This is a genomic window from Blautia aquisgranensis, from assembly GCF_040096615.1.
In the GTDB taxonomy this organism is placed as follows: domain Bacteria; phylum Bacillota; class Clostridia; order Lachnospirales; family Lachnospiraceae; genus Blautia_A; species Blautia_A aquisgranensis.
The window spans coordinates 1-26,991 of the sequence record NZ_JBBMEJ010000001.1 but is presented as its reverse complement, the minus strand read 5'-3'; the positions used below and the strand labels follow the sequence as shown (position 1 = coordinate 26,991).

Annotated in this window: 32 protein-coding genes; 28 read left to right on the top strand and 4 right to left on the bottom strand. The window is 46.5% G+C overall.

All coding sequences use genetic code 11. From position 1 onward, the window contains the following. Positions 1 to 47 precede the first annotated feature (47 nt). The 12 genes from WMO28_RS00160 to WMO28_RS00105 are packed head-to-tail and all read left to right on the top strand — an operon-like array spanning position 48 to position 10,411. Positions 48 to 2,822 carry a YfhO family protein gene (locus WMO28_RS00160; protein WP_349055709.1) on the top strand — a complete coding sequence of 925 codons (2,775 nt, stop codon included), beginning with the start codon at positions 48 to 50 and terminating at the stop codon, positions 2,820 to 2,822. Further along, positions 2,819 to 3,784, top strand: a complete 966-nt coding sequence (locus tag WMO28_RS00155; protein WP_349055708.1) for a glycosyltransferase family 2 protein — start codon at positions 2,819 to 2,821, stop codon at positions 3,782 to 3,784. Before WMO28_RS00160 ends, WMO28_RS00155 begins: the two co-directional genes overlap by 4 nt. Beyond that, positions 3,750 to 4,178, top strand: coding sequence for a GtrA family protein (locus WMO28_RS00150; protein ID WP_178645401.1), 429 nt, complete (start codon positions 3,750 to 3,752; stop codon positions 4,176 to 4,178). Before WMO28_RS00155 ends, WMO28_RS00150 begins: the two co-directional genes overlap by 35 nt. After that, the gene (cobT, locus tag WMO28_RS00145) at positions 4,178 to 5,230 is read left to right on the top strand and encodes a nicotinate-nucleotide--dimethylbenzimidazole phosphoribosyltransferase (protein WP_349055903.1); all 1,053 of its coding nucleotides are present in this window, start codon (positions 4,178 to 4,180) and stop codon (positions 5,228 to 5,230) included. The genes WMO28_RS00150 and cobT overlap by 1 nt, the downstream gene beginning before the upstream one ends. Position 5,231: 1 nt before the next feature. Next, positions 5,232 to 5,759, top strand: coding sequence for a bifunctional adenosylcobinamide kinase/adenosylcobinamide-phosphate guanylyltransferase (locus WMO28_RS00140; protein ID WP_178645402.1), 528 nt, complete (start codon positions 5,232 to 5,234; stop codon positions 5,757 to 5,759). Further along, on the top strand, positions 5,756 to 6,529 hold the full coding sequence (cobS, locus tag WMO28_RS00135) for an adenosylcobinamide-GDP ribazoletransferase (protein WP_178645403.1): 774 nt from the start codon (positions 5,756 to 5,758) through the stop codon (positions 6,527 to 6,529). Before WMO28_RS00140 ends, cobS begins: the two co-directional genes overlap by 4 nt. Before the next feature lie 28 nt (positions 6,530 to 6,557). Beyond that, positions 6,558 to 6,938 carry a bifunctional adenosylcobinamide kinase/adenosylcobinamide-phosphate guanylyltransferase gene (locus WMO28_RS00130; protein ID WP_349055707.1) on the top strand — a complete coding sequence of 127 codons (381 nt, stop codon included), beginning with the start codon at positions 6,558 to 6,560 and terminating at the stop codon, positions 6,936 to 6,938. Then, positions 6,931 to 7,530: a histidine phosphatase family protein gene (locus tag WMO28_RS00125; protein ID WP_349055706.1), complete on the top strand. Its 600-nt coding sequence runs from the start codon at positions 6,931 to 6,933 to the stop codon at positions 7,528 to 7,530. The genes WMO28_RS00130 and WMO28_RS00125 overlap by 8 nt, the downstream gene beginning before the upstream one ends. Positions 7,531 to 7,532: 2 nt before the next feature. Then, entirely contained in the window at positions 7,533 to 8,327 is a 795-nt protein-coding gene (locus WMO28_RS00120) for a DUF975 family protein (RefSeq protein WP_349055705.1), read from the top strand. Beyond that, positions 8,314 to 9,135: a selenium-dependent molybdenum cofactor biosynthesis protein YqeB gene (yqeB, locus tag WMO28_RS00115; RefSeq protein WP_178645407.1), complete on the top strand. Its 822-nt coding sequence runs from the start codon at positions 8,314 to 8,316 to the stop codon at positions 9,133 to 9,135. The genes WMO28_RS00120 and yqeB overlap by 14 nt, the downstream gene beginning before the upstream one ends. Then, positions 9,132 to 9,824: a selenium cofactor biosynthesis protein YqeC gene (gene yqeC / locus WMO28_RS00110; RefSeq protein WP_349055704.1), complete on the top strand. Its 693-nt coding sequence runs from the start codon at positions 9,132 to 9,134 to the stop codon at positions 9,822 to 9,824. Before yqeB ends, yqeC begins: the two co-directional genes overlap by 4 nt. Further along, positions 9,821 to 10,411, top strand: coding sequence for a nucleotidyltransferase family protein (locus WMO28_RS00105; RefSeq protein ID WP_349055703.1), 591 nt, complete (start codon positions 9,821 to 9,823; stop codon positions 10,409 to 10,411). The genes yqeC and WMO28_RS00105 overlap by 4 nt, the downstream gene beginning before the upstream one ends. A 326-nt stretch (positions 10,412 to 10,737) precedes the next feature. Here the strand turns inward: WMO28_RS00105 and WMO28_RS00100 are convergent, their stop codons facing one another. Then, a complete protein-coding gene (locus tag WMO28_RS00100; RefSeq protein WP_349055902.1) occupies positions 10,738 to 11,028 on the bottom strand; it encodes a BMC domain-containing protein in 291 nt (96 codons plus the stop codon). A 17-nt stretch (positions 11,029 to 11,045) separates the two neighbouring features. Beyond that, a complete protein-coding gene (locus WMO28_RS00095) occupies positions 11,046 to 11,345 on the bottom strand; it encodes a BMC domain-containing protein (RefSeq protein ID WP_178645410.1) in 300 nt (99 codons plus the stop codon). Positions 11,346 to 11,541: 196 nt separating this feature from the next. Here WMO28_RS00095 and WMO28_RS00090 point away from each other — a divergent pair, with 196 nt between their 5' ends. The 6 genes from WMO28_RS00090 to yedF all read left to right on the top strand — a co-directional run bounded on the left by WMO28_RS00090 (position 11,542) and on the right by yedF (position 16,779). Further along, positions 11,542 to 12,903 carry an MATE family efflux transporter gene (locus WMO28_RS00090; RefSeq protein WP_349055702.1) on the top strand — a complete coding sequence of 454 codons (1,362 nt, stop codon included), beginning with the start codon at positions 11,542 to 11,544 and terminating at the stop codon, positions 12,901 to 12,903. Between the two features lie 3 nt (positions 12,904 to 12,906). Beyond that, the gene (gene bsh, locus WMO28_RS00085; RefSeq protein WP_178645306.1) at positions 12,907 to 13,881 is read left to right on the top strand and encodes a choloylglycine hydrolase; all 975 of its coding nucleotides are present in this window, start codon (positions 12,907 to 12,909) and stop codon (positions 13,879 to 13,881) included. A gap of 20 nt (positions 13,882 to 13,901) precedes the next feature. Next, positions 13,902 to 15,149, top strand: coding sequence for a DUF1015 family protein (locus WMO28_RS00080; protein WP_178645307.1), 1,248 nt, complete (start codon positions 13,902 to 13,904; stop codon positions 15,147 to 15,149). Between the two features lie 121 nt (positions 15,150 to 15,270). Continuing rightward, positions 15,271 to 15,927: a GTP pyrophosphokinase gene (locus WMO28_RS00075; RefSeq protein WP_349055701.1), complete on the top strand. Its 657-nt coding sequence runs from the start codon at positions 15,271 to 15,273 to the stop codon at positions 15,925 to 15,927. After that, complete coding sequence (locus WMO28_RS00070; protein WP_349055700.1) at positions 15,918 to 16,106, top strand: hypothetical protein; 189 nt, start codon at positions 15,918 to 15,920, stop codon at positions 16,104 to 16,106. Before WMO28_RS00075 ends, WMO28_RS00070 begins: the two co-directional genes overlap by 10 nt. A gap of 61 nt (positions 16,107 to 16,167) precedes the next feature. After that, positions 16,168 to 16,779 carry a sulfurtransferase-like selenium metabolism protein YedF gene (gene yedF, locus WMO28_RS00065; RefSeq protein WP_178641172.1) on the top strand — a complete coding sequence of 204 codons (612 nt, stop codon included), beginning with the start codon at positions 16,168 to 16,170 and terminating at the stop codon, positions 16,777 to 16,779. Positions 16,780 to 16,820: 41 nt separating this feature from the next. Here the strand turns inward: yedF and WMO28_RS00060 are convergent, their stop codons facing one another. Beyond that, complete coding sequence (locus WMO28_RS00060; protein ID WP_178641169.1) at positions 16,821 to 18,041, bottom strand: cation:dicarboxylate symporter family transporter; 1,221 nt, start codon at positions 18,039 to 18,041, stop codon at positions 16,821 to 16,823. Between the two features lie 81 nt (positions 18,042 to 18,122). Here WMO28_RS00060 and WMO28_RS00055 point away from each other — a divergent pair, with 81 nt between their 5' ends. The 6 genes from WMO28_RS00055 to WMO28_RS00030 all read left to right on the top strand — a co-directional run bounded on the left by WMO28_RS00055 (position 18,123) and on the right by WMO28_RS00030 (position 21,904). After that, a complete protein-coding gene (locus WMO28_RS00055; protein ID WP_178643948.1) occupies positions 18,123 to 19,271 on the top strand; it encodes an aminotransferase class V-fold PLP-dependent enzyme in 1,149 nt (382 codons plus the stop codon). 82 nt (positions 19,272 to 19,353) lie between these two features. Then, positions 19,354 to 20,427, top strand: coding sequence for an XdhC family protein (locus WMO28_RS00050; protein WP_349055699.1), 1,074 nt, complete (start codon positions 19,354 to 19,356; stop codon positions 20,425 to 20,427). A gap of 109 nt (positions 20,428 to 20,536) precedes the next feature. Then, on the top strand, positions 20,537 to 20,719 hold the full coding sequence (locus tag WMO28_RS00045) for a hypothetical protein (protein WP_178645041.1): 183 nt from the start codon (positions 20,537 to 20,539) through the stop codon (positions 20,717 to 20,719). Between the two features lie 133 nt (positions 20,720 to 20,852). Continuing rightward, positions 20,853 to 21,077 (top strand): hypothetical protein, encoded by a 225-nt coding sequence (locus WMO28_RS00040; RefSeq protein WP_178645040.1) that lies wholly within the window; start codon positions 20,853 to 20,855, stop codon positions 21,075 to 21,077. Position 21,078: 1 nt separating this feature from the next. Continuing rightward, positions 21,079 to 21,279, top strand: a complete 201-nt coding sequence (locus WMO28_RS00035; protein WP_178645039.1) for a hypothetical protein — start codon at positions 21,079 to 21,081, stop codon at positions 21,277 to 21,279. Between the two features lie 112 nt (positions 21,280 to 21,391). Then, the gene (locus WMO28_RS00030) at positions 21,392 to 21,904 is read left to right on the top strand and encodes an SH3 domain-containing protein (RefSeq protein WP_178645031.1); all 513 of its coding nucleotides are present in this window, start codon (positions 21,392 to 21,394) and stop codon (positions 21,902 to 21,904) included. 98 nt (positions 21,905 to 22,002) lie between these two features. Here the strand turns inward: WMO28_RS00030 and WMO28_RS00025 are convergent, their stop codons facing one another. Next, a complete protein-coding gene (locus WMO28_RS00025) occupies positions 22,003 to 22,482 on the bottom strand; it encodes an S-ribosylhomocysteine lyase (protein WP_349055698.1) in 480 nt (159 codons plus the stop codon). A gap of 418 nt (positions 22,483 to 22,900) precedes the next feature. Between WMO28_RS00025 and WMO28_RS00020 the strand changes: the two genes are divergently transcribed. From WMO28_RS00020 to WMO28_RS00005, 4 genes are all read left to right on the top strand, one after another. Further along, positions 22,901 to 23,638: a peptidylprolyl isomerase gene (locus tag WMO28_RS00020; protein WP_349055901.1), complete on the top strand. Its 738-nt coding sequence runs from the start codon at positions 22,901 to 22,903 to the stop codon at positions 23,636 to 23,638. Positions 23,639 to 23,652: 14 nt separating this feature from the next. Then, positions 23,653 to 24,846: a bifunctional phosphopantothenoylcysteine decarboxylase/phosphopantothenate--cysteine ligase CoaBC gene (coaBC, locus tag WMO28_RS00015; protein ID WP_178645036.1), complete on the top strand. Its 1,194-nt coding sequence runs from the start codon at positions 23,653 to 23,655 to the stop codon at positions 24,844 to 24,846. 185 nt (positions 24,847 to 25,031) lie between these two features. Next, positions 25,032 to 25,664, top strand: coding sequence for an ECF transporter S component (locus WMO28_RS00010; protein WP_178645037.1), 633 nt, complete (start codon positions 25,032 to 25,034; stop codon positions 25,662 to 25,664). A gap of 34 nt (positions 25,665 to 25,698) precedes the next feature. After that, positions 25,699 to 26,463 (top strand): type III pantothenate kinase, encoded by a 765-nt coding sequence (locus tag WMO28_RS00005; protein ID WP_178645038.1) that lies wholly within the window; start codon positions 25,699 to 25,701, stop codon positions 26,461 to 26,463. The last annotated feature ends 528 nt before the right edge of the window (positions 26,464 to 26,991 follow it).

The following is a 26,991-nucleotide window of genomic DNA, read 5'->3' as shown; positions in this document are numbered from 1 at the left end:
TGTTTAGCGCACCGCAGGTCTTTTTTCTTATACAGGAGAGATACAACATGAGAATATTTTTTTCGAAGGAGAAATCCCGGAAAGAGAAAAAAGCAGATTTTTATATTCTGTATACCCTTGTCTTTGCAGCGATCTCGCTGTTTATTTACGGCTGTTTTTATTTCAATGGAAAATCGCTGATCTGGAGCCATGATGGAGTGCCGCAGCATATTAATGCGCTGGCATACTATGGCAGATATCTGCGAAATGTCCTGAAAACACTTTTGATTGATCATAAACTTTCTGTTCCCATGTGGGATATGCATATCGGATATGGTTCCGATATTCTTACAACGCTTCATTATTACGTGATCGGTGATCCGCTGACTTTATTTTCCGTTTTTGTACCGCAGAAATATACGGAGATTCTGTATGAGATCCTGATCTTTCTGCGTATTTATCTTGCGGGGATCACGTTCAGTATTTACTGCTTTTACCGCAAAAATCCGAAGCAGGCAACTTTTCTCGGAAGCCTTGTTTATATTTTTGCAGGATGGACGATCTATGCGTCTATGAAACATCCCTATTTTTCCAATCCGATGATCTACCTGCCGCTGGTGCTCATGGGCATTGAAAAAGTATACAAAAAAGAAAAGCCATATCTTTTTATCTGGGCTTCGGCCATTGCGGCAATGTCAAATTTTTATTTCTTTTACATGATCAGTGTCTTTATGGTGCTGTACGCCGCATTCCGCTATTTCGGAATATTTGAAAAGCGTTCTGTAAAAGATGTATTTCAGTGGTTTCTGAAATTTGCAGGCTATTATCTTGTGGCACTGATGATCGCTGCTACGATTTTCCTGCCGGTGATCATGACTCTGTTTGGAACAGAACGTTTTCAGGCGGAGAATTATGTACCACTTTTGTATGACCACGTTTACTACGAAAAATATCTCGGCTGCCTGATCGGCGAAAATATGATCCAGTGGGGCGTTGCTGGATTCTCCGCAGTTGCCATGGCAGGCGTGTTTGTGATCTTTTCCAAAAAAAAGAAATATACAGCACTGAAGCTGGGCTTCGTGATGATGAATCTGTTTCTTCTGATTCCGTTTGCAGGCCATGTGCTGAACGGTTTTTCTTACGTATCCAACCGGTGGATCTGGGCATATGGAATGCTGATTGCCTACATTCTTGTGCAGGCGTATCCGGAACTGTTCACACTTCAGATCCGGGAAAAAAGACGCATATTTATTATGCTTCTGGTGTACTGTGTGCTGGCATTGTTTGCCAATGCGGCGCGTACGCAGCGAAATATCATGGCTGTGATGATGCTGACTCTGGCTGTGTTCACTGTGGTTTCTTATGGAAATATTTTTGTTCAGGGAAAATATCTCTGCGGAATGATCGTCACAGTACTGATCGCCAGCATCCTTTTGAACGTATCTTATCAGTACTCCTATGAGAAGGATTATTTGTCAGAGTTTGAAGAAAAGGATGAGGCGCTGAAAGCTCTTGAATCCGGTCCGGATAAGGAGATAAGATCCCTTGAGGATTCGGAAACGACCCGCTATGATCAGTACAAAACAGGTTCATATGTAAACTCGGCCATGTACATTGGCACGAACAGTACATCTTATTATTTCAGTGTAGCCAACGGAAATATCAGTCGTTTTTTTGATGAGATGTATGTGAATACTCCATGGGATTACCATTACAGTAGTCTGGACGGAAGGACCATTCTGGACCGGTTGGCTTCTGTGAAATATTTTGCCATCAAAAAGAACGGATATGCTTATCTTCCGTATGGTTATGACAGCGAAGCCGATTCTTCGAAGAAATACAAGATTTATGAGAATACGAATTCCCTGCCACTGGGATATACTTATGATTCCTGGATCCCAAGAGAAAAATATGAGAAGCTTTCCGTAACGGAGAAGCAGCAGGCACTGCTCCAGGGCGCAGTTGTGGAGGACAGCAGTCTTCCGGAGACAGAGCTTACGTTTGATAACCAGAAAGTAAATTTTACACTGGAAGCAGATAAAGGCTGTAAGATCAAGGATGGAAAAATCATTGTAACGAAAGCCAATGCCACGGCAACTATCGGATATAAAGGTGAGCCAGGGACAGAGGTTTATCTGATCGCAGAAAATCTGGATTTTGATGCCTACTCCCCGCGGGAGCAGATCAGTGATAAAAAATGGGCTTCCCTCACAAAATATGAGAAGAACACCATTCTTTATGAGGACGATAACTGGCGTTACTGGAAAGAGAGCAAAGAGGCATCCATGGATGTTTCTCTGGGCTCTGTTGACAAGACAATCCGTATTTTTACAGATAAATATAATGGTTACAGCGGCCGTCATAATTTCCTTCTGAATATGGGATATAAGAATTACAATGCCGGAACCATGAAACTTACTTTTTCCACTCCTGGAGAATATACCTTTGATGATCTCTATGTGGTGTGTCAGCCGATGGATTCCGTAGAAAAACAGACGGAACAACTTGGAAACGAAAGTCTTCAGAATGTTAAGACAGGAACAAACCGGATCACAGGAGATATTCAGACAACTTCGGATAAAATTTTGGTATTTGCAATTCCATACAGTGAGGGATTTACTGCTTATGTGGACGGCGAGAAAACAGAGCTTGTTCAGGCTAACAGCATGTATATGGGCCTTGAACTGAAAAAAGGAAAGCACAGCATCGTGCTTACGTACCGTACACCATATATTCGCTCAGGGATGACGCTGACCGTGGCAGGATTGGCAGTTTTTCTTCTGATCGTGGCATATAACAGGCATACGAAAAGACGAAAAGAAGGGAGAAAGCTGAAAAGATGAGCCGATTATCAGTAGTTCTGCCAGCATATAATGAAGAGCTGATGGTGATAAAGGCCTGCCGGACATTAAAGGCTGTTCTGAGCCTGGCAGGAATCGGGTATGAGCTTGTTCTGGTGGATGATGGTTCTTCGGATGGAACCTGGAACCGGATTCGGGAAGCTTCGAAGGAGGATCCCAATGTGAATGGTGTACATTTTTCCAGAAATTTTGGAAAAGAAGCTGCAATTATGGCGGGACTTGCTCAGGCATCCGGAGATGCGATAGCTGTGATGGACTGTGATCTGCAGCATCCACCGGAAACTCTGGTGGAGATGTTTCATCTGTGGGAGCAGGGCTATGAGGTTGTGGAGGGCGTGAAGACAAGCCGGGGAAAAGAAAGCGTGATGCATCAGAAGAGCGCAGGCTTTTTCTACCGGATCATGTCCCGGGCAACAGGTTTTGATATGCAGAATGCTTCGGATTTCAAGCTGCTGGACCGGAAGGCTGTGGAAAGCGTTCTCTCCATGCCAGAGCGGAGCATGTTTTTCCGGGCAGCAGCTTCCTGGGTAGGCTTTCGAAGCATTTCCGTACCCTTTCAGGTACAGGAGAGAGAAGCCGGGGAATCCAAATGGTCAACCAGAAAGCTGATCTGTTATGCTTTTCGGAATATCGTGGCGTTTACAACAATTCCCCTGCAGTTTGTAACAGCAGGAGCTGTGGGATGTTTTTGCTGCTCACTGGTCCTTCTGGTTTATTCACTGGTGCGGTATTTCACAGGACATGCAGTAGAAGGTTATACCACGCTTCTGATCGTGCTTCTGTTTATTGGAAGCGCGGTGATGATGAGTCTTGGGATCATCGGCTATTATATTGCCAGGATCTATGAGGAAGTGAAGCGGCGTCCACGTTATATCGTGTCGAAGATCATACACGGAGGAGATAAAAATAATGAAGAAACTGATTCTGAAACTATACGGAAATGATGTGATCCGGTATGTATTCTGGGGCGGTTGTACGACTCTTGTGAATCTGGTGAGCTTTTATGTGATGAGACTTGTAGGTGTCCCGCTTATGACGGCGAACGTGATCTCCATTATCCTGGCGATCTTGTTTGCCTATGTGGTAAACTCGAAATTTGTTTTTCATGATAAATGTGAAACACTTAAAGACCATATACAGCCGTTTCTCAAATTCGTGAGCGCCCGTCTTGTGACCATGGTGATCGAGGTCGGGGGTGTGTGGCTTCTGGCGGTTGCTATGGGACTGAACGATATGATCGCGAAATTCTGCACCCAGTTTATTGTGCTGGCGCTGAATTATATATTTAGTAAATTTTTAATTTTTACTACAGGTAAAAAGACAGGAGGTAGCAAATGATGACTTTAAATGAGGCGGTAAAAAAAGTCCGGCCACTTGATGAGAAGGCCATGGACGGGGCGAAAAAAAGGTGGGACAGTATCGCTAAACCTCTCCATTCTCTTGGCGCGCTTGAGACCATGCTGACACAGATCGCCGGTATCACAGGCACACCGGATGTCCGCGTGGAAAAAAAGGCAGTAGTTGCCATGTGTGCGGACAACGGAGTTGTGGAAGAAGGCGTGACCCAGACAGGGCAGGAGGTTACTGCGATTGTTGCGGAGAATTTTTTGGACGGTGCCACGACCTGTTGTGTTATGTGCCGTCAGTCCGGTGCAGAGCTTTTTCCGGTGGATGTGGGAATGGTCGTTGACACAAAGGTCCGCACAGATCTTAAGGTTGCCTATGGAACAAAAAATATGACCAAGGAACCGGCTATGACAAGAGAGCAGGCAATCAAAGGTATTGAGGCCGGAATCGCCATGGCGCAGGAATTGAAAGACAAAGGCTACCAGGTGCTTGCTACCGGTGAAATGGGAATCGGAAATACTACGACCAGCAGCGCGGTGGCAGCGGTACTTCTTGGCAAACCTGTGGAAGATATGACGGGGCGCGGTGCGGGACTTACCGGTGAAGGTCTGGTAAGGAAAATCAATGCCATCAAAAAAGCTATTGCCCTGAACAATCCGGACCGTTCTGATGTCATTGATGTGCTGACAAAGGTTGGCGGTTTCGATATTGCAGGAATGGCAGGTGTTTATATTGGCGGCGCTGCGCTTGGAATGCCGGTAGTCATGGATGGCTTCATTTCCTGTGTGGCAGCGCTTGTAGCTGTGAAGATCTGCCCACAGGTGCGTGCTTATATTATTGCATCTCATGTGTCAAAAGAACCGGCAGCTCATCTGATACTGAAAGAGCTGGGAAAAGAAGCAATTATTCATGCAGGTATGTGTCTGGGTGAGGGAACCGGCGCAGTAGCTTTGTTCCCGTTGATTGATCTTTCCTGCGCGGTTTATAATTCCATGAGTACTTTTGGGGATATCAATGTAGAACAGTATGAGGAGCTGAAATAAAATGCTGGTTGTTGTAACGGGGGGCAGCGGAAGCGGGAAATCTGCTTTCGCTGAAGAAACAGTACTTTCCTTCGGGGAAGCGAGGCGGATCTATATTGCGACCATGCAGGCCTTTGACGAGGAGAGTCACAGGCGAATCCGCAGACACAGGCACATGCGCGCAGGAAAAGGCTTCGAGACAGTGGAGCGATACACGGCTCTGGATGAGCTGGTGCTTCCAAAAGGCAGTGTGGTGCTGCTGGAATGTATGTCAAACCTGGTAGCGAACGAAATGTTCCGGGAAGATGGGTTTCATCCGGAGGTGGCAGAGGAGATTATCCTTGGCGTAAAAAATCTTCTTGATCAGGCAGAGCATGTGGTGATCGTCACCAATGAGATTTTTTCCGACGGAGTTCTCTATGAAGGAGAATCCGAAAAATATAAAGAACAGCTGGGACAGATCAACTGTAACCTGGCAGAAATGGCAGACCGTGTTGTGGAGGTCGTATACGGGATACCGGTCTGGCATAAAGGAGGAGAGGAAAAGTGAAAAGTATATGGAACAGCTGTAAAGCCGCATTTGCCATGTTTTCCAAGATTCCCACACCAATGGTAGACTGGAATAAAGAAAATATGAAATATATGATGTGCTTCTTTCCATTTGTGGGAGCTGTGATCGGTGTGCTGACATGGCTTGCGGGATGCGTTCTCGGAGCACATGTAAAGCTGGAGCCGTTTTTTCTTACCGTGATCCTTACGGTGATTCCGGTATTTGTCACAGGCGGAATTCATGTGGACGGACTTCTGGATACATCAGATGCTTTAAGTTCCTGGCAGGAAAGGGAGCGCAGACTTGAGATCCTTAAGGATTCCCACGCAGGAGCTTTTGCAGTTATTACAGCCTGCGTCTATTTTATCTTATGGCTGGGTGCGTGGAATCAGCTTCTTACGAATCCGAAGGGAATCGCGATTATGAGTCTGGGCTTTGTGATGTCCAGATGCTGCTCCGGAATCGGCGTGATCTCATTTCCGAAAGCAAAAGCTGACGGAACTGTGGCAGAGTTTTCAAGGAATGCTTCCGATGTTATATCAAGAGAGATCCTGTACGTGGAAATTGTGCTCGTAGGATTTCTAATGGTACATATTGATCCGATCCAGGGAGCACTGGCTATTGTGACAGCTGTAGTCGTATTCTGGTGGTATCACCATATGGCGATGAAATATTTCGGCGGCACGACCGGAGATCTGTCCGGATTTTTCCTGTGCATCTGCGAGGTTGTGATGGCTCTGGTGCTGGCAATCGCCGGTGTATTTCTGTAATAAAAAAGACGAAAAGGGGGGGAGAAACATGGAGATGATCATAGGTGGTGCTTACCAGGGAAAAGAAAATTATGCAAAAAAGCTTTTTCCTGAGATAAAATGGAAAAAAGGCGGCGAGCTCACAGGAGAAGAACTTTTTTCGGCACAGGGCGTTCTGAGATTTCATGAATACATAAGAAAAGTATTGCAGAACGGAGAAGAGCTTTCTGATCTTGCTGATAAGCTTGCAGAAAAAAATTCCAACGTGATCCTGGTCAGCGAGGAAGTCGGATATGGGATCGTTCCTGCAGATGCCTTCGAACGGAAGTACCGGGAAGCTGTAGGCCGCGTGTGTACGGCACTTGCAGAAAAAAGCAGCAAGGTAACAAGAGTGGTATGTGGAATCGGGACGGTGATAAAGGATGCTTAAAATCTATCTGATCCGTCATGGACAGACACCGGGAAACAAACTTTCCCGCTATATCGGGACGACGGATGAGTCTTTAAGTGAAGAGGGAAGAGATTTTCTTGAGAAACTGGATTATCCCATGCCGGATGCCTTGTATGTAAGCCCGCTTCTCCGATGCGTGGAGACGGCCGGAATTCTTTTTCCTGAAAAAGAAATGCACATTATCGAAGAGCTTTCGGAGTGCGATTTCGGAGAATTCGAGAACAAGAATTATAAGGAGCTTTCCGGAAATGAAAATTACCAGAAATGGATCGACAGCAACGGAACACTTCCGTTTCCGGGCGGAGAGAGCCGGGAGAACTTCAAACGAAGGAGCCTTAAGGGATTTCAGAAGGCTGTGGCACAGTGCATACGGGAAGAAGTAAACACCGCAGCACTTGTGATCCACGGCGGAACGATCATGAATATTATGGAAGAGTATGGAGACAGACAGAGAACATTTTATGAATGGCATGTAAAAAACGGCGGTGGTTATCAGGTTACGGTTGATCCGTCAGACTGGCAGAAAGGCCGCCGGGAACTTAAGGTCTGTGAGGCGTACAGGGAGGGGTAAAAATGAACAATAATAACTGGACAAGAAAAGATCTGAAATGGCGTGCCAAGGAAGCATTCCGCAAGAACTACTGGGCAGCAGTTGTAGTCAGCCTGATCCTGGCGATCGTGGTGACATCCGGTGGAAAAGGTGCAGCACAGAGCGGTGCAGATTCCGTAAGTTCTGAAACCAGCCTGTATACAGATGCCTACGGCACAGGAAGCTCTTTTTACGGACAGATGGTTAAATTTATGCATTCTCCGCTTGCAGTGATCATTGCTTTGGTAGGAGCCAGTGCAATTATCACGGTCGCACTGATCGGTGTGATCCTTCATTTCTTTATCGGAAATGTGCTCGAGGTTGGTGCAAGAAGCTTTTATGTTGAGAACCTGTATTCTACACCTGGAATCGGAAAGATCTTCAGCTCTTTCACTTCCGGAAACTATGGAAATGTAGTAAAAACCATGTTCTTCCGTGATCTTTTTGTATTTTTGTGGTCATTGCTGTTTATTATCCCGGGAATCGTGAAATCCTATGAATACAAAATGGTTCCGTATCTTATGGCAGAATATCCGGATATGGACCGAAAAGAAGCTTTTGCAAAAAGCCGTGAGATGATGTATGGAAATAAATGGAAAGCTTTTGTTCTGGATCTTTCCTTTATTCCGTGGGATATTCTCTCTGGTATCACCATCGGAATCGTAGGGCTGTTTTATGTATCTCCTTATAAGGATGCTACAGATGCAGAGCTCTATGATACACTGGCATCTGGAATGCCGGGAAACGGACAGCAGGTATATGAAAATGGAACCTATTAAGAGAAATCATATGGTGATCGTACGCGGTGGTGGTGATCTTGCCACCGGCGTGATCCACAAATTACACCAGTGCGGCTACCGGGTTCTGATCCTTGAATGTGATCACCCAAGTGCGATCCGCCGTCATGTGGCTTTCTGTGAGGCTGTTTATGATGGCAGTGCAGAGGTTGAGGGTGTTGTGTGCAGGCGTATTCAGGAAACGGATATCCTGGCACAATGTGAGTCTTGCTGGGAAGTGGGAGAGATTCCGCTTCTCACAGATGCAGATGGACAGCACATTCATGAACTTGCCTCGGAAGCGGTGGTAGATGCCATCCTTGCGAAAAAGAATCTCGGCACAGATCGGTCTATGGCTCCGCTGACTGTGGGCCTTGGCCCTGGTTTTACAGCCGGGGAGGATGTGGACTATGTGATCGAGACCATGCGTGGCCACAATCTGGGACGGATCATCCGGGAGGGAAGTGCACTTCCCAATACTGGTGTGCCGGGGCTGATCGCAGGAATCGGCAAGGAGCGTGTAATCCATTCGCCAGCAGCCGGAAATATGAGAAACATAAGTCACATTGCAGACCTTGTGGAGAAGGATCAGGTGATCGCCATGATAGGAGATATTCCGGTAAAAGCTACCATCTCCGGTGTGATCCGCGGACTGATCCGTGACGGGTATCCGGTTTTTGAGGGAATGAAGATTGCAGATATTGATCCCCGTGCAGAGCAGAAAAAGAATTGCTTCACCATTTCCGACAAAGCAAGATGTATTGCAGGCGGTGTCCTGGAAGTGCTTCTTTCCAGAGGAGTACGCCCATGATCGCTGCATTTACAGGTGGCGGCGGAAAAACAAGCCTGATCTGGTATCTGGCAGAAAAGTTTTCCGCCCAGGGAAAGCGTGTGATCGTCACAACGACTACACATATGGCCTGGGAGCCGTGGCGTCCATTTGCTGAGGCAGAGGACGCCTGCGCGATCCGGCAGCTTCTTTCACAACATGGCTATGTAATGGCGGCACATCATGAGGCCGGACAGCCGAAGATTTCCGGTCCAGACAGGGAAGTCTTCCGGAAACTGTCCGGCTTTTGTGATCTTCTGCTTGTGGAGGCGGACGGTTCCAGGCGTCTTCCTTTGAAGGTTCCGGCCCAGTGGGAGCCGGTGATCCCTGAGGAGGCGGATGTTGTCGTTGGTGTGACTGGTTTTGACTGCCTTGGAAAAAAAATCTCCGAAACTGCCCACAGACCGGATTCAGTGGCGGAATTCCTCGGGAAAAGTACGGAGGATATTGTGACCTGGATGGATGTGGCCAGGATTGCTGTGTCTGAGGAAGGGCTTCGAAAAGGTGTGGGGGAGAAGCCGTTTCTGGTGTATCTTAATAAGGCGGATGTGCTGGAGACACTGGAGAATGCGAAGCGGATCGTGGAGTACTGCAGAAGTGCTGGTGTGGAGGTTGTGTGTGGGAGCGTTAGAAATGTAGGAATAATGCTATGTGGAGATGAAAGAAAATGAAACAAAAGCTTGGACTGGTTATGCTGGCAGCGGGGAACAGCAGACGTTTTGGGAGTAATAAGCTTCTGGCTTTGATTGATGGGGATCCGATGTATTGTCATATTCTTGGAGAGCTTATGCAGGTAAAGGAAACTCTGGAACGACAGGGGCTGGATTGTGGAATTACGGTGGTTACGCAATATGATGAGATTGCAGAAGCTGCCGGGGAAATCGGAGCAAGGGTGCTTTATAATCTGCATCCGGATGAGGGGATTTCTTCTTCTCTGAAGATTGGCCTGAAGGCGAACCGGGATGCCGAAGCCTGTCTGTTTACAGTTTCCGATCAGCCCTGGCTTCGAAGTGAGACGATTCTTACGCTGATCCGGTGCTTTTTGGAGGAAAAGAAAGGGATTGCCTGTGTGGAGCATAATGGGAAAACGGGGAATCCATGTGTTTTTTCAAAGAGATATTATGGGGAGTTGCTGGAGCTTGACGGAGATGTTGGGGGAAAGCGGGTGATTACGCGACACAGAGAAGATACGGCAGTTATTGAGGTGATTGACGGGAGAGAGCTGGTAGATGTGGATGTGAGAGGATGTGGTATGTAGCAGACGGACGCCGGTGAGTGGGTGTCTGGTGGTCATGGGCTTCGTCGGGGGCTGGCTTCTAAGACACCGGAAATCTGCTAAAAACGTTTTCCAAATGCCCGAACTCGCGCCTGAAGCCGCTCAGACAGCGGGCATTTGAAAAACAACGCAGATTCCCGCCGCCTAAGAAGCGCACCCCTCCTGCAGAGTCATTCCCACCAGACATCCCCTCCCCGGCTGGCGTATGCAGAAAAAGTGAAATACCGCGTCCGCGACGCCGCTCCACCCAAAACGCAACAACAGCAGGGAACACAGGGCGGTTCCCTGCGTACGTTCGTTATACCAACCTACATAAAATGATTCCTAGCAGCTTCTTCCTCGGTCAACCGTATCGTCTCCCCGGACGGATTGGAAATCACTGCAGAAGCCACGATCTCACACGGTGGATTACCTTTCACGCTCTCAACAGCAGCAGTAACAGCAGAAACATCACCGGTCAGGAAAACAGTGGCATGTCCGCCACACTTGGTCTGCCATGTAAGAAAAGAAACATCAGAAGTCTTCAGCATCTGGTCGATCACAAGGATCGCATTGCTGCTTCCTATAACTTCAACTAATCCAAAAGCACCATAACTCATAATCAAACCCTCGCTTCCTACTTGTTAATCGTCATCTTCAGAGCGATCTCTGTATCCTCAGAAGGAGAAGCGATCACTGTGTGAGAAACGACTTTACCAAGAGGCTTAGCTGCTTCAAGCGCAACCTCCATCGCTGCATTGACATCGGAAACAGAGCCACGCATTTTCACGCAGGCACCGCTCTTGAGACGGTTACGCTCAACACTCTGAATCCTTACGTTTGCTGCTTTGGAAGCAGCATCAAGGGCAACAAAACAGGCTACCAGGTTGTCTAGTTCAAAGACACCTACAGCCATGCCGCTGTAATTATTATCCATAAGTATACCTCCATCCGGGGCTGATTCTCTACGATGTGGTTTCTTGACTGATTGCACGTGGAATCATTACCGTTTTTATGGTTTTATTATAAACGATTTCTGTGTAAATGACAAGGAATAAATGGATTTACATTGATTTCTGTTTATAGTATAGTAAAAGACAGGGGATTTTTTATAGAACAGAAGGTGTATAGTAATGAAAACACATCAGACGGATTTTTCCACAGGAAATGTCTATCGGAATATTATGGAGGTTGCTGTGCCGATGATCATCGCACAGATCTTAAACCTTCTCTATAATGTCGTAGACCGGATCTATATCGGACGGATCCCGGAAATTGGAGCAACCGCGCTGACTGGCGTAGGACTTTGTTTTCCTATCATAACTTTGATTACAGCATTTACGTATCTTTTCGGTAATGGAGGATCGCCGCTCTGTTCCATGGAGAGGGGAAGAGGTAACGAAGAAGAAGCAGAAATGCTCATGGGGAATACATTTGTCATGCTGATTGGTACAGGCGTGATCCTGACGGTCATCGGACTTGTTTTTTACCGGCCGATCCTGTATGCGTTTGGTGCCAGTGATGTGACATTTCCCTATGCGGCAAGCTACATAAAGATCTATCTTCTGGGAACACTGTTTGTAATGATAACCCTGGGAATGAATCCGTTTATCAACAGTCAGGGTTTCGGTAATACAGGAATGCTTACGATCCTGATCGGAGCTGTTCTGAATATTATTCTGGATCCGCTGTTTATTTTCGTACTTGGCATGGGTGTGCGTGGGGCAGCAGTAGCTACTATTATTTCACAGTTTTGTTCGGCCATGTGGGTTCTGAACTTCCTTCGTGGAAAGAAGGCAGTGCTTAATTTAAAGAGAAGTGCAATGAAGATATCCTGGAAACGTGTCCGGGATATTACAAGCCTGGGCATGTCCGGCTTTTTTATGGCCTTTACCAACAGTCTTGTGCAGGTCGTATGCAATGCCACGCTTCAGAACTGGGGCGGGGATATTTATGTTGGCGTTATGACAGTTCTGAACTCGGTCAGGGATATTCTTACCATGCCGGTGCATGGGCTGGCCACGGGAGCGTCCCCGGTCATGAGCTTTAATTATGGAGAAAAAGCTTACGCCCGTGTAAAAAAAGCGATCAAATTCGTGACAATCGTCTGTGTGGTCTTTACTATGGCAGGCTGGGGAATCCTGAAGCTGATTCCGGAGTTTTTTATCCGTATTTTTAATAATGACCCGGAGCTTCTTGAAAAAGGCGTTCCGGCGCTTCATATTTATTTTTTCGGATTTTGCTTCATGGCACTGCAGTTTACAGGACAGAGCGTGTTTGTGGCACTTGGCAAGGCGAAGAGGGCGACTTTTTTCTCCCTGCTTCGTAAGGCGATCATAGTGGTGCCGCTGACGATCCTTCTGCCATATATGAACGGTCTGGGAACAGACGGTGTGTTCTGGGCGGAGCCGATATCCAACCTTGTGGGAGGCTGTGCCTGCTTTTTTACCATGCTGGCCACAGTACTGCCGGAACTAAACGGAAAGGAGAAATAATCTATGTGTACAGCAGCAACCTATAAGACAAAAGATTTTTATTTCGGAAGAACTCTGGATTATGAGTTCTCCTACGGAGATGAGATCACCATCACTCCGAGAAATTATGTATTTAACTTACGCCATATGGGAACACTTTCCAAGCATTATGCGCTGATCGGTATGGCACATGTGGCAGGGGATTATCCCCTTTATTATGATGCCATCAATGAGAAAGGTCTTGGAATGGCAGGCCTGAATTTCGTTGGAAACGCAGTCTACAATGAGGTGGAGGAAGGCAGAGAAAATGTGGCACAGTTCGAATTCATTCCCTGGATTCTTGGAAAATGTGCTACCGTAAAAGAGGCGAGAGAGCTTCTTTCGCGTATCAATCTGGTAAAAACTCCGTTCAGTGAACAGCTTCCCTGCGCACAGCTTCACTGGATCATTGCGGATAAAGAAGGAGCGATCGTTGTAGAATCCATGGCAGACGGTTTTCATGTGTGGGACGATCCGGCAGGTGTGCTTACCAACAATCCTCCATTTGACCAGCAGATGTTTATGCTGAATAATTACATGCACCTTTCCCCGAAGCAGCCGGAGAATTATTTTTCTGACCAGCTTGGGCTGAAAGCCTACAGCCGTGGCATGGGAGCTCTGGGACTGCCGGGAGATCTTTCCTCAGCATCCAGATTTGCACGTGTGGCATATGTGCGGGAGCATTCTTTTTCCGGTGAATCTGAGGCTGAGAGTGTGAGCCAGTTTTTCCATATCCTGGGATCTGTAGATCAGCAGAGAGGCTGCTGTGAGGTGGAACCAGGTAAATACGAGATCACACTTTACTCTTCCTGCTGTAACGGAGATAAGGGAATTTATTATTATACAACATATGAGAATCATCAGATCTCAGCAGTCGACATGCATCATGAAGACCTGGACGGAGCAGCACTTGTGCGATATCCGGTTCTTCAGGGTGAAAAGATATACATGCAAAACTAAAGAAAGAAGGAACAGAAAACATGGCTTTATTTCAGGCATTTCAGGCAGTGCGGCCGGCAGCGGACAAGGCAGAGCGCGTGGCTGCACTTCCCTACGATGTAGTAAACAGAGAGGAGGCAAGAGAGATCGGGGAAAAAAATCCATATTCTTTTCTCCATATAGACAGAGCAGAGATGGATCTGGATCCGGTGACAGACCTTTATGATCCAAAAGTTTATGAGAAAGCCAGAGAAAATCTGGACAGATTCCAGGAAGAGGGAACACTGATCCAGGACGAGAAACCGAACTACTATCTCTATGAGCTGATCCGCAAGGGAAAATCCCAGACAGGAATCGTAGGCGTCAGTGCCATCGACGACTATATAAACGGCGTCATTAAAAAGCATGAGCTGACAAGAGAGGACAAGGAGCAGGACAGAATTCACCATGTGGATGTCTGTGATGCCAATACAGGCCCGATCTTTCTGGCATGCCGTTATCCGGCAGAGCTTCTTTCCCTGATGGAGAGCTGGAAGGTGGAGCATGCTCCGGTGTATGATTTCACCGAGGAGGATGAGGTCACACACAGAGTCTGGATCGTAGACGATGAGGAGAAAATTCAGAAGATCCGGGAGCTTTTCGGAGAAATTCCATCGATCTATATTGCAGACGGACACCACAGGGCAGCTTCTGCTGTGAAGGTAGGCCTGAAAAGACGGGCAGAGCATCCGGACTATACAGGAAAAGAAGAGTTCAACTTTTTCCTTTCCGTGGTATTTCCGTATGACCAGCTGACGATCCTTCCATATCACAGAATTGTAAAAGATATCAAAGGAATGGATCCGAAGGCTTTTATCGGAAGCATGAAATTTAATTTTGAGCTGATGGCTATGCCGGGGTTCCCGTGTAAGCCGGTGGAAAAACACTGTTTCGGTCTCTATGTGGACGGGGAGTGGTTCCATCTGAAAGCATATCCGGATATCTATGCGAAGAAGGATCATGTAGGACAGCTGGATGTTTCCATTCTTCAGGATAAGGTGCTGGGCCCGGTTCTTGGGATTGAGGATCCGCGTACAGACGAGCGCATCCGTTTTATGGGAGGCAATCACCGTCTGAAGGATCTGGCAGCAGCGGCAGATGAAACAGGCGGAGCTGCTTTTGCCATGTATCCGACCTCCATGGAGGATCTGATGTCTATTGCGGATGAGGGCAAGCTGATGCCGCCGAAGAGCACCTGGTTTGAGCCGAAGCTTCGAAGCGGATTGTTTATTCACAAGCTTTCCGAGTAGAAATATTTTTTATAAAAAATTCATAAAACCGTCAGGAAAATCTTAGAAAAATACTACAGATTGCTCACATTTGTTCTGTACAATAGAACTTACGGTGAGCAAATGAGAAAGAGGGGTTTTCATGACAAACGAACAATATTATGACTGCATCCAGCCATACCAGAATGCCAGCCAGATCATGCGGGCTAAACTTGAGGTGCTCAACGGAAGCCTGTATCAGAAATCTTCCGTGTCACCGATCCACAATATTCAGGAACGGATCAAATCCAAGAAGAGCATTGAGAAAAAACTGGAAAAGCTGGGACATTCCGACAGCGTCCAGAACGCCAAGGACTATCTTCGGGATATTGCTGGAATCCGTGTGATCTGTTACTTTATAGATGATATTTATAACCTTGTAAATGCACTGAAAAGACAGAGCGAGCTGATCTTCATCCGGGAGAAGGATTACATACACAATCCCAAGCCCAACGGCTACCGGAGCTTTCACGTGATCATTGCTGTACCGGTTTATTATCTGGACACTATGGAATATTTTCCGGTGGAGATCCAGTTCCGTACCATGACCATGGATCTCTGGGCCAGCATGGAGCACAGGGTCTGCTATAAGAAGCTTCCCGAGCACAGGGAGGAGCTGGCGGAGGCTTTCTGTCAGTATGCAGACATTCTGGGTAAGATCGAGGAGCAGTTTGAGGCGTATAATGAGACGGGAATGCTGGAGGAGATCACACCAACCGGTGCGGCAGAAGCTCCGGCGGAGGAACCGAAATGGAAATAGAAGAAGAATTTATCTCCGGCTTCTGCCGGACGATGAATAACGGCGAAACAGTCTGTTGTGAATATACCGTGCAGGATGATGGCAGCCGGAAGCTGACATTTATGGACTGTGCACATGAACGATGTGTGAATACAGGTGCCTGTGAGATCTACAGGCAGGCGCATGAAGGTGAATGCTGAAACAGGATGAATGAAGAACTGCTTTAGTGAAAAAATAGACATAATGGGAGAAATATAGAAGATGAAACATACCGTAGATGCAATGGGAAAACAGTGCCCGATCCCGGTCGTAATGACAAAAAAAGTTCTGGACAAAGCAGAACAGGGTGATGAGATCCTGATTCTTGTAGACAATGAGACAGCAGTCAATAATTTAAGCAGACTTGCAGGAAGCACAGGCTGTAGCTTTGTATCAAAGAAAACAGAAAACGGATACGAGATCCGCATGGTTGTAAAATCTGACAACCAGACAAGAAATGAAGTGGAGCCGGAGATCGTGTGCACACCAGCAGCACCACAGGGTGATTATGTTGTATGCGTTACTTCAGATAAGATGGGTGACGGAGATCCGGAGCTTGGAGGAATCCTGATCAAAGGCTTCGTCTATGCACTGACACAGCTGGAAACAGCACCGTCAGTCATGCTGTTCTACAATGGTGGTGCGAAGCTTACTGCCCAGGATTCTCCGTGCATCGAGGATCTGAAAACACTGGAAGAGCAAGGCTGCGAGATCCTTACCTGTGGAACCTGCGTGAACTTCTATGAGCTGAAAGAACCAGCCGTAGGAACGGTCACAAATATGTACACCATCGCGGAGAAGCTTGCAAAGGCAGGTAAAGTGATCCGCCCGTAAAAAATATTCGCATTCATTTTCGCGAATAATAATGCGCGGTTTTACAATTCGATATCGATCTTCTGCTCCTCGATATGATGCCGTTTGGCGAAGCCGGTCAGCATCAGGGTCAGAGCACCATCTCCGGTAACGTTGCAGGCAGTTCCGAAGCTGTCCTGCAGTGCAAAGATGGTCAGCATCAGCGCAGTGCCTGAGCTGTCGAATTTCAGCACCCCTGTGATGATGCCGAGGGAGGCCATAACCGTTCCGCCAGGTATCCCAGGTGCACCAATGGCAAAAATGCCGAGAAGCAGACAGAACAGCACCATATTTCCCATAGTAGGAACGGATCCGTACAGGATCTTTGAGACTGCCATACAAAAGAAAACTTCCGTAAGTACAGAGCCACAGAGATGGATATTGGCAAACAACGGGATTCCGAAGTTTACCAGATCTTTTCGAAGTGGCTTTGCTTTTGAGGCACACTGCAGTGCTACGGCAAGGGTGGCCGCTGATGACATGGTTCCTACAGCGGTGAGATAAGCCGGTGCGTAATGGCGGAGCACTTCCAGAGGATTTTCTCTGGAGTAGATTCCGGCCGCTATGTAGAGAAATGCCATCCAGATGAAATGCCCCAGCAGCACCAGGGCAATGACCTCAAGGAAAACAGGCAGCTGTCTTGTGATGGTACCTTCATAGGCAAGTCCGCAGAAGGTAGAACCGATAAACAGCGGAAGCACTGGGATAATGATACGGGCAACCAGAGCAAGAACGATCTTCTGGAATTCCTCCAGGATACCTGTGATCAGCTTTGCTTTTGTCCAGGTGGCAGCAAGACCCAGCATAATGGAGAAAACAAGGGCACTCATTACGGACATGATCTGCGGGATCTCCAGCTCGAAGATCACATCCGGCAGTTGTTTCAGGCCGGCAGCGTAGGAGTGGATGGACAGATGCGGAATAATAAAAAATCCGGCTGCCGTAGAAAAAAGTGCAGCACCCACAGAAGAAGCATAGGCAAGAATCACTGCCACGCCAAGCATAACAGAGGCGTTTTTGCCAAGGCGCGTGATGGACGGGGCGATAAAGCCAAGGATGATCAGAGGTACACAGAAGGTGATGATCTGACCCAGGATATATTTGATGGTAACGGCGATATTGAGAACTGCCATGGAAATTCCGTTGGTGCTGTGCTGATTCAGAATCAGACCGGCAAGAATGCCCAAGAATACAGCAACAAGAAGTTTAAACGGCAGGTTTTTGAAAAAAGATGTTTTTTTCATTGGAAAAACCTCCTCGGTAGTATAAAATAATAACAGTTTTGATTATAAAATTTTTCTATAAAAAGCACAAGGAGAATTCACATGATTTATCTGGATAATGCCTCCACAAGCTTTCACAAGCCGGACTGTGTAGCCCGGGCTGTAGTGGAAGCTATGCAGCAGGCAGGTAACAGCGGAAGAGGAAGCAGCGGAGAAGCACTGGAAGCATCCAGGCTGATTTTTGATACCAGGTGCCAGCTGGCGGAAATGTTCGAGGCAGAAGGTCCGGAATGCGTGGCATTTACCAGTAATGCCACGGAAGCCTTGAATACAGCAATTTTTGGTGTACTTCATCCGGAGAGAGAAAACGTCCATGCGATTGCAACAGCGATGGATCACAACAGTGTACTCCGCCCCCTCTATGCTCTGGAAAAGAGAGGTTTGAAGCTTACCATTCTTCCGGCAGACCGGCAGGGACGTATTTCCCTTAAGGAGCTGGAAGCATCGATCCGTCCTGAGACAAAGGTGCTGGTATGTACCCACGCTTCCAATCTCACCGGAAATGTGAACGATATCCGCACCATAGGAGAGATCGCCAGGAAGCACGGAATACTTTTTATTGTGGATGCTGCACAGACAGCAGGAGTTTTTCCGATTTCCATGAAAAAAGATCATATTGATATCCTCTGTTTCTCCGGACATAAGGGACTTATGGGACCCCAGGGAACCGGTGCTATCTGCGTGCGTCCGGGCGTGAAGGTAGAAGCCTTAAAAGTAGGCGGAAGCGGAATCCTGACTTTTCAGAAAGAACACCCGAAGGATATGCCGGAGGCACTGGAAGCCGGAACCCTGAACAGTCATGGAATTGCAGGGCTGCGGGCTGCGCTTGGCTGGATAAACGAAACCGGGATGGACAAGATCCGGAAGCGCGAGCAGCAGCTGATGTGGCACTTCTATAACCAGGTGAAAGAAATTAAAAGTGTGACTGTATACGGGGATTTTTCGGGGAAAGAACGCTCACCGGTGGTAACACTGAATATAGATGGAGCAGGATCCTCTGAGGTCAGCATGGCACTCAGCGAGGAATACGGCATCAGCACAAGAGCCGGTGGCCACTGCGCCCCACTGATGCACCTGTCATTGGGGACGGGGAAAACTGGCTCAGTGCGCTTCAGCTTTTCGTATTTCAACACAGAAGAAGAGATTGATGAGGCAGCCAGAGCTGTGCGGGAACTGGCAGAGGAAGCGTAAGCACTGCGTGAAAAAATGAGAGAAATTTTGAGCAGAGTCTCATCAGATGTTGTTTAAGCAGAAAGCGAAAGGAAAGGCCAACATGTATCAGAAAATATATGACGTTGTAGAAAAAAACGGACGGGCAAAGACTGGAATCGTTTTAAATGGAAAATATGCAGGACTTAAATATCTAGCAGAAGCAGACTGCTTTGCATATGCCGGGGACGAGAATACTGAAACTGGAGATGAAATCAGAAATGGAACCGGTACAATAGCGAAACTGGCATTGTTACAAGGTATAAAAGAGCAACTTAAAAGTGCAGTCACAGAAGCCGCAGGCACCGGGATTGTGAAAAACAAAGAACAGGAGATCTTTGTGGAAACCTACGAAAAAAATCCCCGCCTTATCATCTTAGGCGGCGGTCACGTATCTCTACCGGTAGCTGAGATTGGACGGCTCCTTGGCTTTCATGTGACCGTAATGGACGATCGTGAGGATTTCGTGACAAGAGAGCGCTTTCCCCTGGTGGAGGAGCTGATCGCAGGCGATTTTGAAACCATGTCTGAAAAAATCCCTCCTTATGAAAATGCCTATTATGTAGTTGTGACGCGAGGACATCTGGGCGACACCACCTGCGCCAGAGAAATCCTGAAACGGCCCTTTGCATATTTCGGCATGATCGGAAGCAAGACAAAGGTGCGGATCACTATGGAGAAACTTCGGGCAGAAGGTTTCACGGAGGAACAGCTTGCGTCAGTCCACGCTCCCATAGGACTCCCGATAGGCGGACAGATGCCAGCAGAGATCGCAGTGAGTATCTTGGCAGAGATCGTTCAGGAAAAAAACAGATTTTTCCGTACATATTGTGATGAGGATGTAGAAGCAGCTATCCGCTGCGGCGTTCCGGGAACCATGGTAACGATTATTGAGAAAAAAGGTTCATCCCCAAGAGGTACAGGAAGTAAAATGTTCGTATTCCGGGATGGAAGAACTGCCGGAAGCATCGGTGGCGGAAAGGTGGAATTTGAAGCAGGAAAATATGCTCTGGAAGTAAAAAAAGTGGAAACAAAAATCTATGAGCTTGGTCAGGACGCAGGGGATCTGGGAATGATCTGCGGAGGGACAGTGTGGGCGCTGTTTGAGCCTTGTTGTGTTGGTGACCACCGACAGTAAAATAAGCGGAAAGGCAGAAATGTTATGACCGAAATAAGATCGAAGCAGCTTTTTTATTACAGTATTATTGGGGATAGCAGTAATTTTGTTTCGGTAAATATGGAATTGGATGAGCAGATTGATTCTGGAAAAAAATAATATGCCTGTGGAATTATATCATGATTATGGAGACCGGCCGTTTGTTTTTTCGGAAAATGGAGATTATCTGTATCGTTTTTCGGTAGTGAATCATAAATTCAGCCTGAGCTTTACTCATGGTCTGATGGATGCAGTGGGAGCTTTTAGTATATGAAAGCGGTTCTGCAGAGATATTATCAGATGTTGGAGGGAAAATCTGAACAGCAGAAAAACCAATCTATAAGTTTCCGGAGCCGATAAAGGCGGGATATCAGCTTTATCGCTTTGCTGTACCGGAGAATATATTCGTGCAGTTTGCAAAGAAGAATCATGGAAGTGTGAATTCCATGATTACGTGGCTTCTGGGAAAAGCAATCCGGAATATACATGCAGAAGCTTTGCAGGAGGAATTTGCAAATGAGGTTATCCGTGAAAATATCACAGCACAGTGCAATCCAGCTGTGTCGGAAAGTAATCGAGATGCAGCGTTCAACGGCAAACATCAGCTATACAGGATAATTCGAATGGGGTGAGGTGGAAAAACATATTCGCACCTGTTATACCTATGCGGATGCAGCATCTATGCTTGCAGAAATCAACTGTGTGAATGGACGAATCTGCTTTGCGTTTACCCAGAAATTTAAGTCAGACTGCTATGTGGGAGCATTCTGTGAACTTTTGGAGAAATATAATATTGAGTATACGAAAATTGAAAAAGGGCAGCTGTATATTTAAACAGCTGACTTGCACAATGCGATATAATCGTGTATATTTAAGAACAGGGTTATTGCACGAAATGCCGGATATGGTAATTTCTTGACCGGCGTATAAGGAGGAACCGTTTATCATGAAGAAAAAATGTATTTTGGCTTTAATATTAGGCACAGCATTTATGGTGCAGGGCTGTGGATTTACAGAAGGAACTGATGCAGTGGTAACTGTTGTAGATGCGACACCAACTCCGGAGCCGACAGAAGCACCGAAGGCGACTGCAACTCCGGAACCAACATCTGAACCGAAAGAAGATGCTGCGGCTGCAGATTCTGCAGTTGCTACGGAGCAGACACCGAGTGGTATCACAGTGGAAGTGAAAGATGAAACCTATTACGCAGTAGAGGGTGTGAATCTCCGCGCGGATGCCAGCGCTGATGCAGATTTTGTTGCAGGTGTGCTTTCAGGTGAGTCTCTGAAGTGTACGGGTGTATGTGCCAATGGATGGATCCGCGTGGACTATAATGGACAGACCTGTTATGCTTCCGGTGATTATGTAAGTACTACACCTCCGGTAGGTGCACCGGCAGCTGCCACGGATACCACAACAACGGATACCGGAGCAGCAGATGTAACTGCGGTTCAGTAAAGCAGGCATAAAAAAGAGTCCTTGTATCCTATAGCTGAATGAATTTCGGTTTAGGATACAAGGGCTCTTTTTGTATAATGAATGATAACGTTGAAGTTTTATTCCGGATATACGAGACGGTCCGGCTTGATATCATAGAGAACCTCATTAAGATATTTCTTAGCCAGATATTTGGCCATGTTAAGGTTCATATCCAGATAGTTGCCGCAGTCTTTTGCGGAAGCACCCGGAATCTCACCCTCGAAATCACGGATGAACTCGAACATTTCGATCATGAGCGGAACGATGTCTCTGGACTCATAATCGCCGTTGAGAAGAAGATAGTTTCCGGTACGGCAGCCCATCGGTCCCCAGTAGATTACTTTCGATCCGAATTGCTTATGGTTACGGAGAAAAGTCGCTGCCAGATGCTCCATTGCATGAAGTTCAGCAGTATTCATAACAGGTTCTTCATTCGGAGAAGTCATGCGGATGTCGAAGGTTGTGATGACCTGATCGCCGACCGGGTCCTTACGGGAAACATATACGCCTGGCTGAAGCTTGATATGGTCTATGGTGAAACTTGTGATCTTTTCCATGGTTGATTCCTCACTTTCTGAAATAAATGAAGTGTTGTAAAAACTCCGAAACTTATTTTAGCAGAGAAGAGAAAGAGATACAAGAGGACGGCTGCGGATTTGTTCTTCGTTTCGTGCAAAGTTGACTTTATGGGAGGATAATGGTACACTGAGAAAAGCTTACAGGGGGAGAGTTAAAAACTCGTCTGGAGAAACGTGTGAAGAAACCTTTTCTCTGGAATCTGATAGGGAGGAAATATTTATAATGAAACGAAAAGTTTTATCTGTATTATTTGCAACGGTGCTGACCGCCGGAGTTCTGGCTGGCTGCGGAAGCTCTTCGGATTCTTCGAAGGAGCCGGCTACAGAGGAAGAGATATTGGATGAGGATACTTCTGAAGGACAGAAGGCTGTAGATGAAGAGACTGCTGCAAAGGCCATTTCTGAAGAAGAGGCGGAGAAAGCCGGATTTTCTGATTCGGCTGAAGAAGACAGCTCGAAGGACAGCACGGAAGATGCAAAAGAAAACAGCACACAGTCCGAGGAGAGTGCAGAGGATAATAGCCAGAGCGAGAGTGCAACAGAGGACTCTTCCAGTGATACTTCTGATGATTTTTCAGATGGTTCCGAGGATGCTGCCATGGCAGGAACGACGGTGATCGATACTAGCAAACAGCTTACAGGAACACATCACGCAGAGATCATCGTGAAGGATTACGGTAAGATCGATGTGGAGCTGGATGCAGATACCGCGCCGATCACTGTGACGAATTTTGTGAAGCTGGTGCAGGATAATTTTTATGACGGACTGACTTTCCATCGTATTATTGATGGATTTATGATCCAGGGCGGCGATCCGAACGGTGACGGAACCGGTGGTGCCAACGAGAATATAAAGGGAGAATTTTCCAATAATGGTGTGAAGAATGATATTTCCCATGTTCGTGGAACGATCTCCATGGCCCGCAGTTCAGATCCGGACAGCGCAAGTTCTCAGTTTTTTATCATGCAGGCGGATTCTACATATCTTGACGGTGATTACGCTGCATTTGGTCATGTGACCTCAGGAATGGATGTTGTGGACAAGATCTGTAAGGATGCGAAGCCTACAGACGGCAATGGAAGCATTGAATCCGATCAGCAGCCGGTGATCGAGAGCATCCGAATGGCCGACTGACAGGAGGGAGAAGAATGCTGAAAGGAAAAACTGTACTTCTTGGAATTACAGGAAGTATCGCTGCATATAAGATCGCATATTTGGCAAGCGCACTTCATAAGCTTCATGCAGATGTGCATGTGCTGATGACGGAGAATGCCACGAATTTTATTAATCCGATCACATTTGAGACATTGACCGGAAATAAATGTCTGGTGGATACTTTTGACCGGAACTTTCAGTTCCAGGTCGAACATGTTTCCATTGCGAAGAAAGCGGATGTGGTGATGATCGCGCCTGCCAGCGCCAATGTGATCGGAAAGATCGCCAACGGTCTTGCCGATGATATGCTGACAACAACTGTTATGGCCTGCAGATGTAAGAGGATTTTTGCCCCGGCTATGAACACTGCCATGTATGAGAATCCTATCGTGCAGGATAATATTAAGAAGCTTCAGTCTTACGGATATGAGGTGATCACACCGGCCAACGGATATCTCGCATGCGGAGATACCGGAGCCGGTAAGATGCCGGAGCCGGAGACTTTGCTGGAATATATTTTAAGAGAGGTCGCTTTTGAGAAGGATCTTTCCGGAAAAAAAGTTCTCGTCACAGCGGGACCGACGCAGGAGCCTGTTGATCCGGTCCGCTGTCTTACGAATCACTCATCCGGAAAGATGGGCTATGCGATCGCAAAAATGGCTATGCTCCGTGGAGCGGAGGTCACACTGGTAAGTGGACCTACTGCGATCGAGCCGCCGCTTTTTGTGAAAGTAGTTCCTGTGGTCACTGCCAGGGATATGTTTGAGGCAGTGACCGCTGTAAGTGACCAGCAGGACATTATCATCAAGGCAGCAGCCGTGGCGGATTATCGTCCGAAAAATGTCAGCGAGGATAAGGTCAAGAAAAAGGATGGTCAGGCTTTCATAGAGCTTGAGAGGACAGATGATATTTTGAAGTATCTGGGCCAGCACAAAAAAGATGGTCAGTTCCTCTGCGGTTTTTCTATGGAGACGAAGGATATGATAGGTAATTCCAGAGCCAAGCTTGAGAAGAAAAACCTGGATATGGTGGCAGCCAACAACCTGAAGGTGGAAGGTGCCGGATTCCAGGGGGACACCAATGTTCTGACTCTGATTACACAGGATGAGGAAGTGTCACTCCCGCTTATGAGCAAGGAGGATGCAGCCCTTAAGATCCTGGATAAAATTCTGGAGCTTACAAAATAAGCAAAAGAAGCACCACGGGCAGCCGGAACTGTGGAAAAAATGATCCGGCAGAAAAGAAAAGCGGAAAATAAAAAATCCAAACGAATCCGCTTTCCATCACCGTATTGTATCCGTAAGGAGAGTTTCGGACACGCTGTTAGTCCGGGGATTCTGTGAAACGGAACGGTAACAAGGAGGAAGAAAAAATGAAAAACAACAGATTTACAACAGCACAGCTTACGTTACTTGGCCTGATGGCAGCCATACTTCTTTTGATGGCGTATACCCCTCTGGGATATCTGAACATCGGACCTCTGGCTATTTCTTTTAATGTGATCCCGGTAGCGATCAGTGCGGTAGTGCTTGGCCCTGTAGGTGGCGCTGTAGCAGGTGCGATCTTCGGACTTACAAGCTTTCTGCAGTGTATTGGTGTAGGTGGTTCCAGTGCCATGGGAGTTGTGTTATTCGGTATCAATCCGGTGCTTGCCTTTATCCAGCGTTTTGTACCACGTCTTCTGGATGGTATCTGCCTCGGATTTATTTTTAGAGGCATGCGTAAAGTTAGCAACACTTATGTAGCATGTGCAGTGACAGGTTTCTTTTCAGCATTCTTAAATACACTGTTCTTTATGGCTGCACTTGTAGGTTTGTTCGGAAATACCGATTATGTTAAAAATCTGATGGGTGGTCACAACATTATTATCGGCTGCTGCCTGATGGTGGGAATCAATGCAGTATGCGAGATGGTTTCTTCTACTGTGATCACAGGTGCTGTGGGAGCGGCTTTATCCAAGGCACATCTGATCCCGGCATCACAGATCAGCAGGGAGAATGCATAAGTATTTTTTGTAAAAAGACGGGAAAAAGGAAATTATGATTTTAGCAATTGATATTGGAAATACAAACATTGTTGTCGGATGCATTGATGACAAGAAGACGTATTTTATTGAGAGGCTTGCTACGGTACGGACAAAAACGGAGCTGGAATATGCCGTTGACCTGAAGACAGTACTGGATATCTATCACATCAAAAAAACAGAGATCGAGGGATGCATCATTTCTTCGGTTGTTCCGCAGATCACAAATATCGCGAAGCTTGCTGCGGAAAAAATCCTCAAAAAAGAGGTTATGGTTCTGGGGCCTGGCGTTAAGACGGGACTGAATATTATGATGGATAATCCGGGACAACTGGGCGCAGATCTTGTAGCAGATGCGGTAGCAGGACTGCATGAATATCCGGTGCCGTTTATCGTGATTGATATGGGAACTGCAACTACGGTTTCAGTTGTCAATGATAAGAAACAGTACATTGGGGGTATGATCCTTCCGGGAATCGGCGTGTCACTGGACGCACTGACTGCCAGGGCATCTCAGCTCAGTGGAATCAGCATCGATGCTCCAAAGCATGTGATCGGCAAGAATACGATCGAGTGTATGAAGAGCGGAGTGCTTTACAGCAATGCTGCTGCTATTGATGGAATCATTGACCGTATAGAGGAAGAGCTTGGAGAAAAGGCGACTGTTATTGCAACAGGCGGTCTTGCAAAGAAGATCGTTTCTCATTGCAAGAAGGATATTATCCTGGATGAAGATCTTCTGCTCAAGGGACTTCTTGTAATCTATGAAAAAAATAAATAAAGAAAAATAGAAATCAGCTGTCTGGATACAGGGGATTTCGTGGGGGAAGATTGGGATATTGCCCTGGAAGTAATCTATGATTCAGACAGTTGCTTTTATATAAATACATGCACGTTGCATTTTCGCTTTTTCAATAGAAAGTAGAAGTTGTGAATGCAATAATTGTTTATTTAAAACAAAAAAACAAAATAATCGAAAAAAAATGAATTTTATGGTTGACAAGCATAAAACCCTATGGTAATATAACTGAGCTGTCGCAAATAATTGTTTTCAAAAAGCAAACAATTAAAAAGAATTTCAGAAAAATGAAATTCACAGTTGACAAAAGACAGAAGATATGATAAAGTATCCAAGTCGTCAACGAAACGACAACGAAATCTCGATTCAAAAAAGTTTGAAAAAACTTGAAAAAAGTTCTTGACAAACAAAAAGAGATGAGATAAAATAAACGAGCTGTCTGAGAAACAGACAAGCGGAAAACCTTGATAACTAAACAGTGAAACACATACGATTCTCGAAAATTTCTTT

What these genes read in the sequence shown, in the direction of transcription:
- WMO28_RS00090 (WP_349055702.1), top strand. Translation starts at nt 11,542, where the DNA reads ATGAAAACACATCAGACGGATTTTTCCACAGGAAATGTCTATCGGAAT.
- WMO28_RS00045 (WP_178645041.1), top strand. Translation starts at nt 20,537, where the DNA reads ATGAGCAGATTGATTCTGGAAAAAAATAATATGCCTGTGGAATTATAT.
- WMO28_RS00005 (WP_178645038.1), top strand. Translation starts at nt 25,699, where the DNA reads ATGATTTTAGCAATTGATATTGGAAATACAAACATTGTTGTCGGATGC.
- WMO28_RS00105 (WP_349055703.1), top strand. Translation starts at nt 9,821, where the DNA reads ATGAAACAAAAGCTTGGACTGGTTATGCTGGCAGCGGGGAACAGCAGA.
- bsh (WP_178645306.1), top strand. Translation starts at nt 12,907, where the DNA reads ATGTGTACAGCAGCAACCTATAAGACAAAAGATTTTTATTTCGGAAGA.
- yqeB (WP_178645407.1), top strand. Translation starts at nt 8,314, where the DNA reads ATGGAACCTATTAAGAGAAATCATATGGTGATCGTACGCGGTGGTGGT.
- WMO28_RS00155 (WP_349055708.1), top strand. Translation starts at nt 2,819, where the DNA reads ATGAGCCGATTATCAGTAGTTCTGCCAGCATATAATGAAGAGCTGATG.
- WMO28_RS00125 (WP_349055706.1), top strand. Translation starts at nt 6,931, where the DNA reads ATGCTTAAAATCTATCTGATCCGTCATGGACAGACACCGGGAAACAAA.
- WMO28_RS00080 (WP_178645307.1), top strand. Translation starts at nt 13,902, where the DNA reads ATGGCTTTATTTCAGGCATTTCAGGCAGTGCGGCCGGCAGCGGACAAG.
- WMO28_RS00150 (WP_178645401.1), top strand. Translation starts at nt 3,750, where the DNA reads ATGAAGAAACTGATTCTGAAACTATACGGAAATGATGTGATCCGGTAT.
- WMO28_RS00095 (WP_178645410.1), bottom strand. Translation starts at nt 11,345, where the DNA reads ATGGATAATAATTACAGCGGCATGGCTGTAGGTGTCTTTGAACTAGAC.
- yqeC (WP_349055704.1), top strand. Translation starts at nt 9,132, where the DNA reads ATGATCGCTGCATTTACAGGTGGCGGCGGAAAAACAAGCCTGATCTGG.
- WMO28_RS00120 (WP_349055705.1), top strand. Translation starts at nt 7,533, where the DNA reads ATGAACAATAATAACTGGACAAGAAAAGATCTGAAATGGCGTGCCAAG.
- WMO28_RS00060 (WP_178641169.1), bottom strand. Translation starts at nt 18,041, where the DNA reads ATGAAAAAAACATCTTTTTTCAAAAACCTGCCGTTTAAACTTCTTGTT.
- WMO28_RS00025 (WP_349055698.1), bottom strand. Translation starts at nt 22,482, where the DNA reads ATGGAAAAGATCACAAGTTTCACCATAGACCATATCAAGCTTCAGCCA.
- WMO28_RS00030 (WP_178645031.1), top strand. Translation starts at nt 21,392, where the DNA reads ATGAAGAAAAAATGTATTTTGGCTTTAATATTAGGCACAGCATTTATG.
- yedF (WP_178641172.1), top strand. Translation starts at nt 16,168, where the DNA reads ATGAAACATACCGTAGATGCAATGGGAAAACAGTGCCCGATCCCGGTC.
- WMO28_RS00055 (WP_178643948.1), top strand. Translation starts at nt 18,123, where the DNA reads ATGATTTATCTGGATAATGCCTCCACAAGCTTTCACAAGCCGGACTGT.
- WMO28_RS00100 (WP_349055902.1), bottom strand. Translation starts at nt 11,028, where the DNA reads ATGAGTTATGGTGCTTTTGGATTAGTTGAAGTTATAGGAAGCAGCAAT.
- coaBC (WP_178645036.1), top strand. Translation starts at nt 23,653, where the DNA reads ATGCTGAAAGGAAAAACTGTACTTCTTGGAATTACAGGAAGTATCGCT.
- WMO28_RS00140 (WP_178645402.1), top strand. Translation starts at nt 5,232, where the DNA reads ATGCTGGTTGTTGTAACGGGGGGCAGCGGAAGCGGGAAATCTGCTTTC.
- cobT (WP_349055903.1), top strand. Translation starts at nt 4,178, where the DNA reads ATGACTTTAAATGAGGCGGTAAAAAAAGTCCGGCCACTTGATGAGAAG.
- WMO28_RS00075 (WP_349055701.1), top strand. Translation starts at nt 15,271, where the DNA reads ATGACAAACGAACAATATTATGACTGCATCCAGCCATACCAGAATGCC.
- WMO28_RS00160 (WP_349055709.1), top strand. Translation starts at nt 48, where the DNA reads ATGAGAATATTTTTTTCGAAGGAGAAATCCCGGAAAGAGAAAAAAGCA.
- WMO28_RS00010 (WP_178645037.1), top strand. Translation starts at nt 25,032, where the DNA reads ATGAAAAACAACAGATTTACAACAGCACAGCTTACGTTACTTGGCCTG.
- WMO28_RS00070 (WP_349055700.1), top strand. Translation starts at nt 15,918, where the DNA reads ATGGAAATAGAAGAAGAATTTATCTCCGGCTTCTGCCGGACGATGAAT.
- WMO28_RS00130 (WP_349055707.1), top strand. Translation starts at nt 6,558, where the DNA reads ATGGAGATGATCATAGGTGGTGCTTACCAGGGAAAAGAAAATTATGCA.
- WMO28_RS00050 (WP_349055699.1), top strand. Translation starts at nt 19,354, where the DNA reads ATGTATCAGAAAATATATGACGTTGTAGAAAAAAACGGACGGGCAAAG.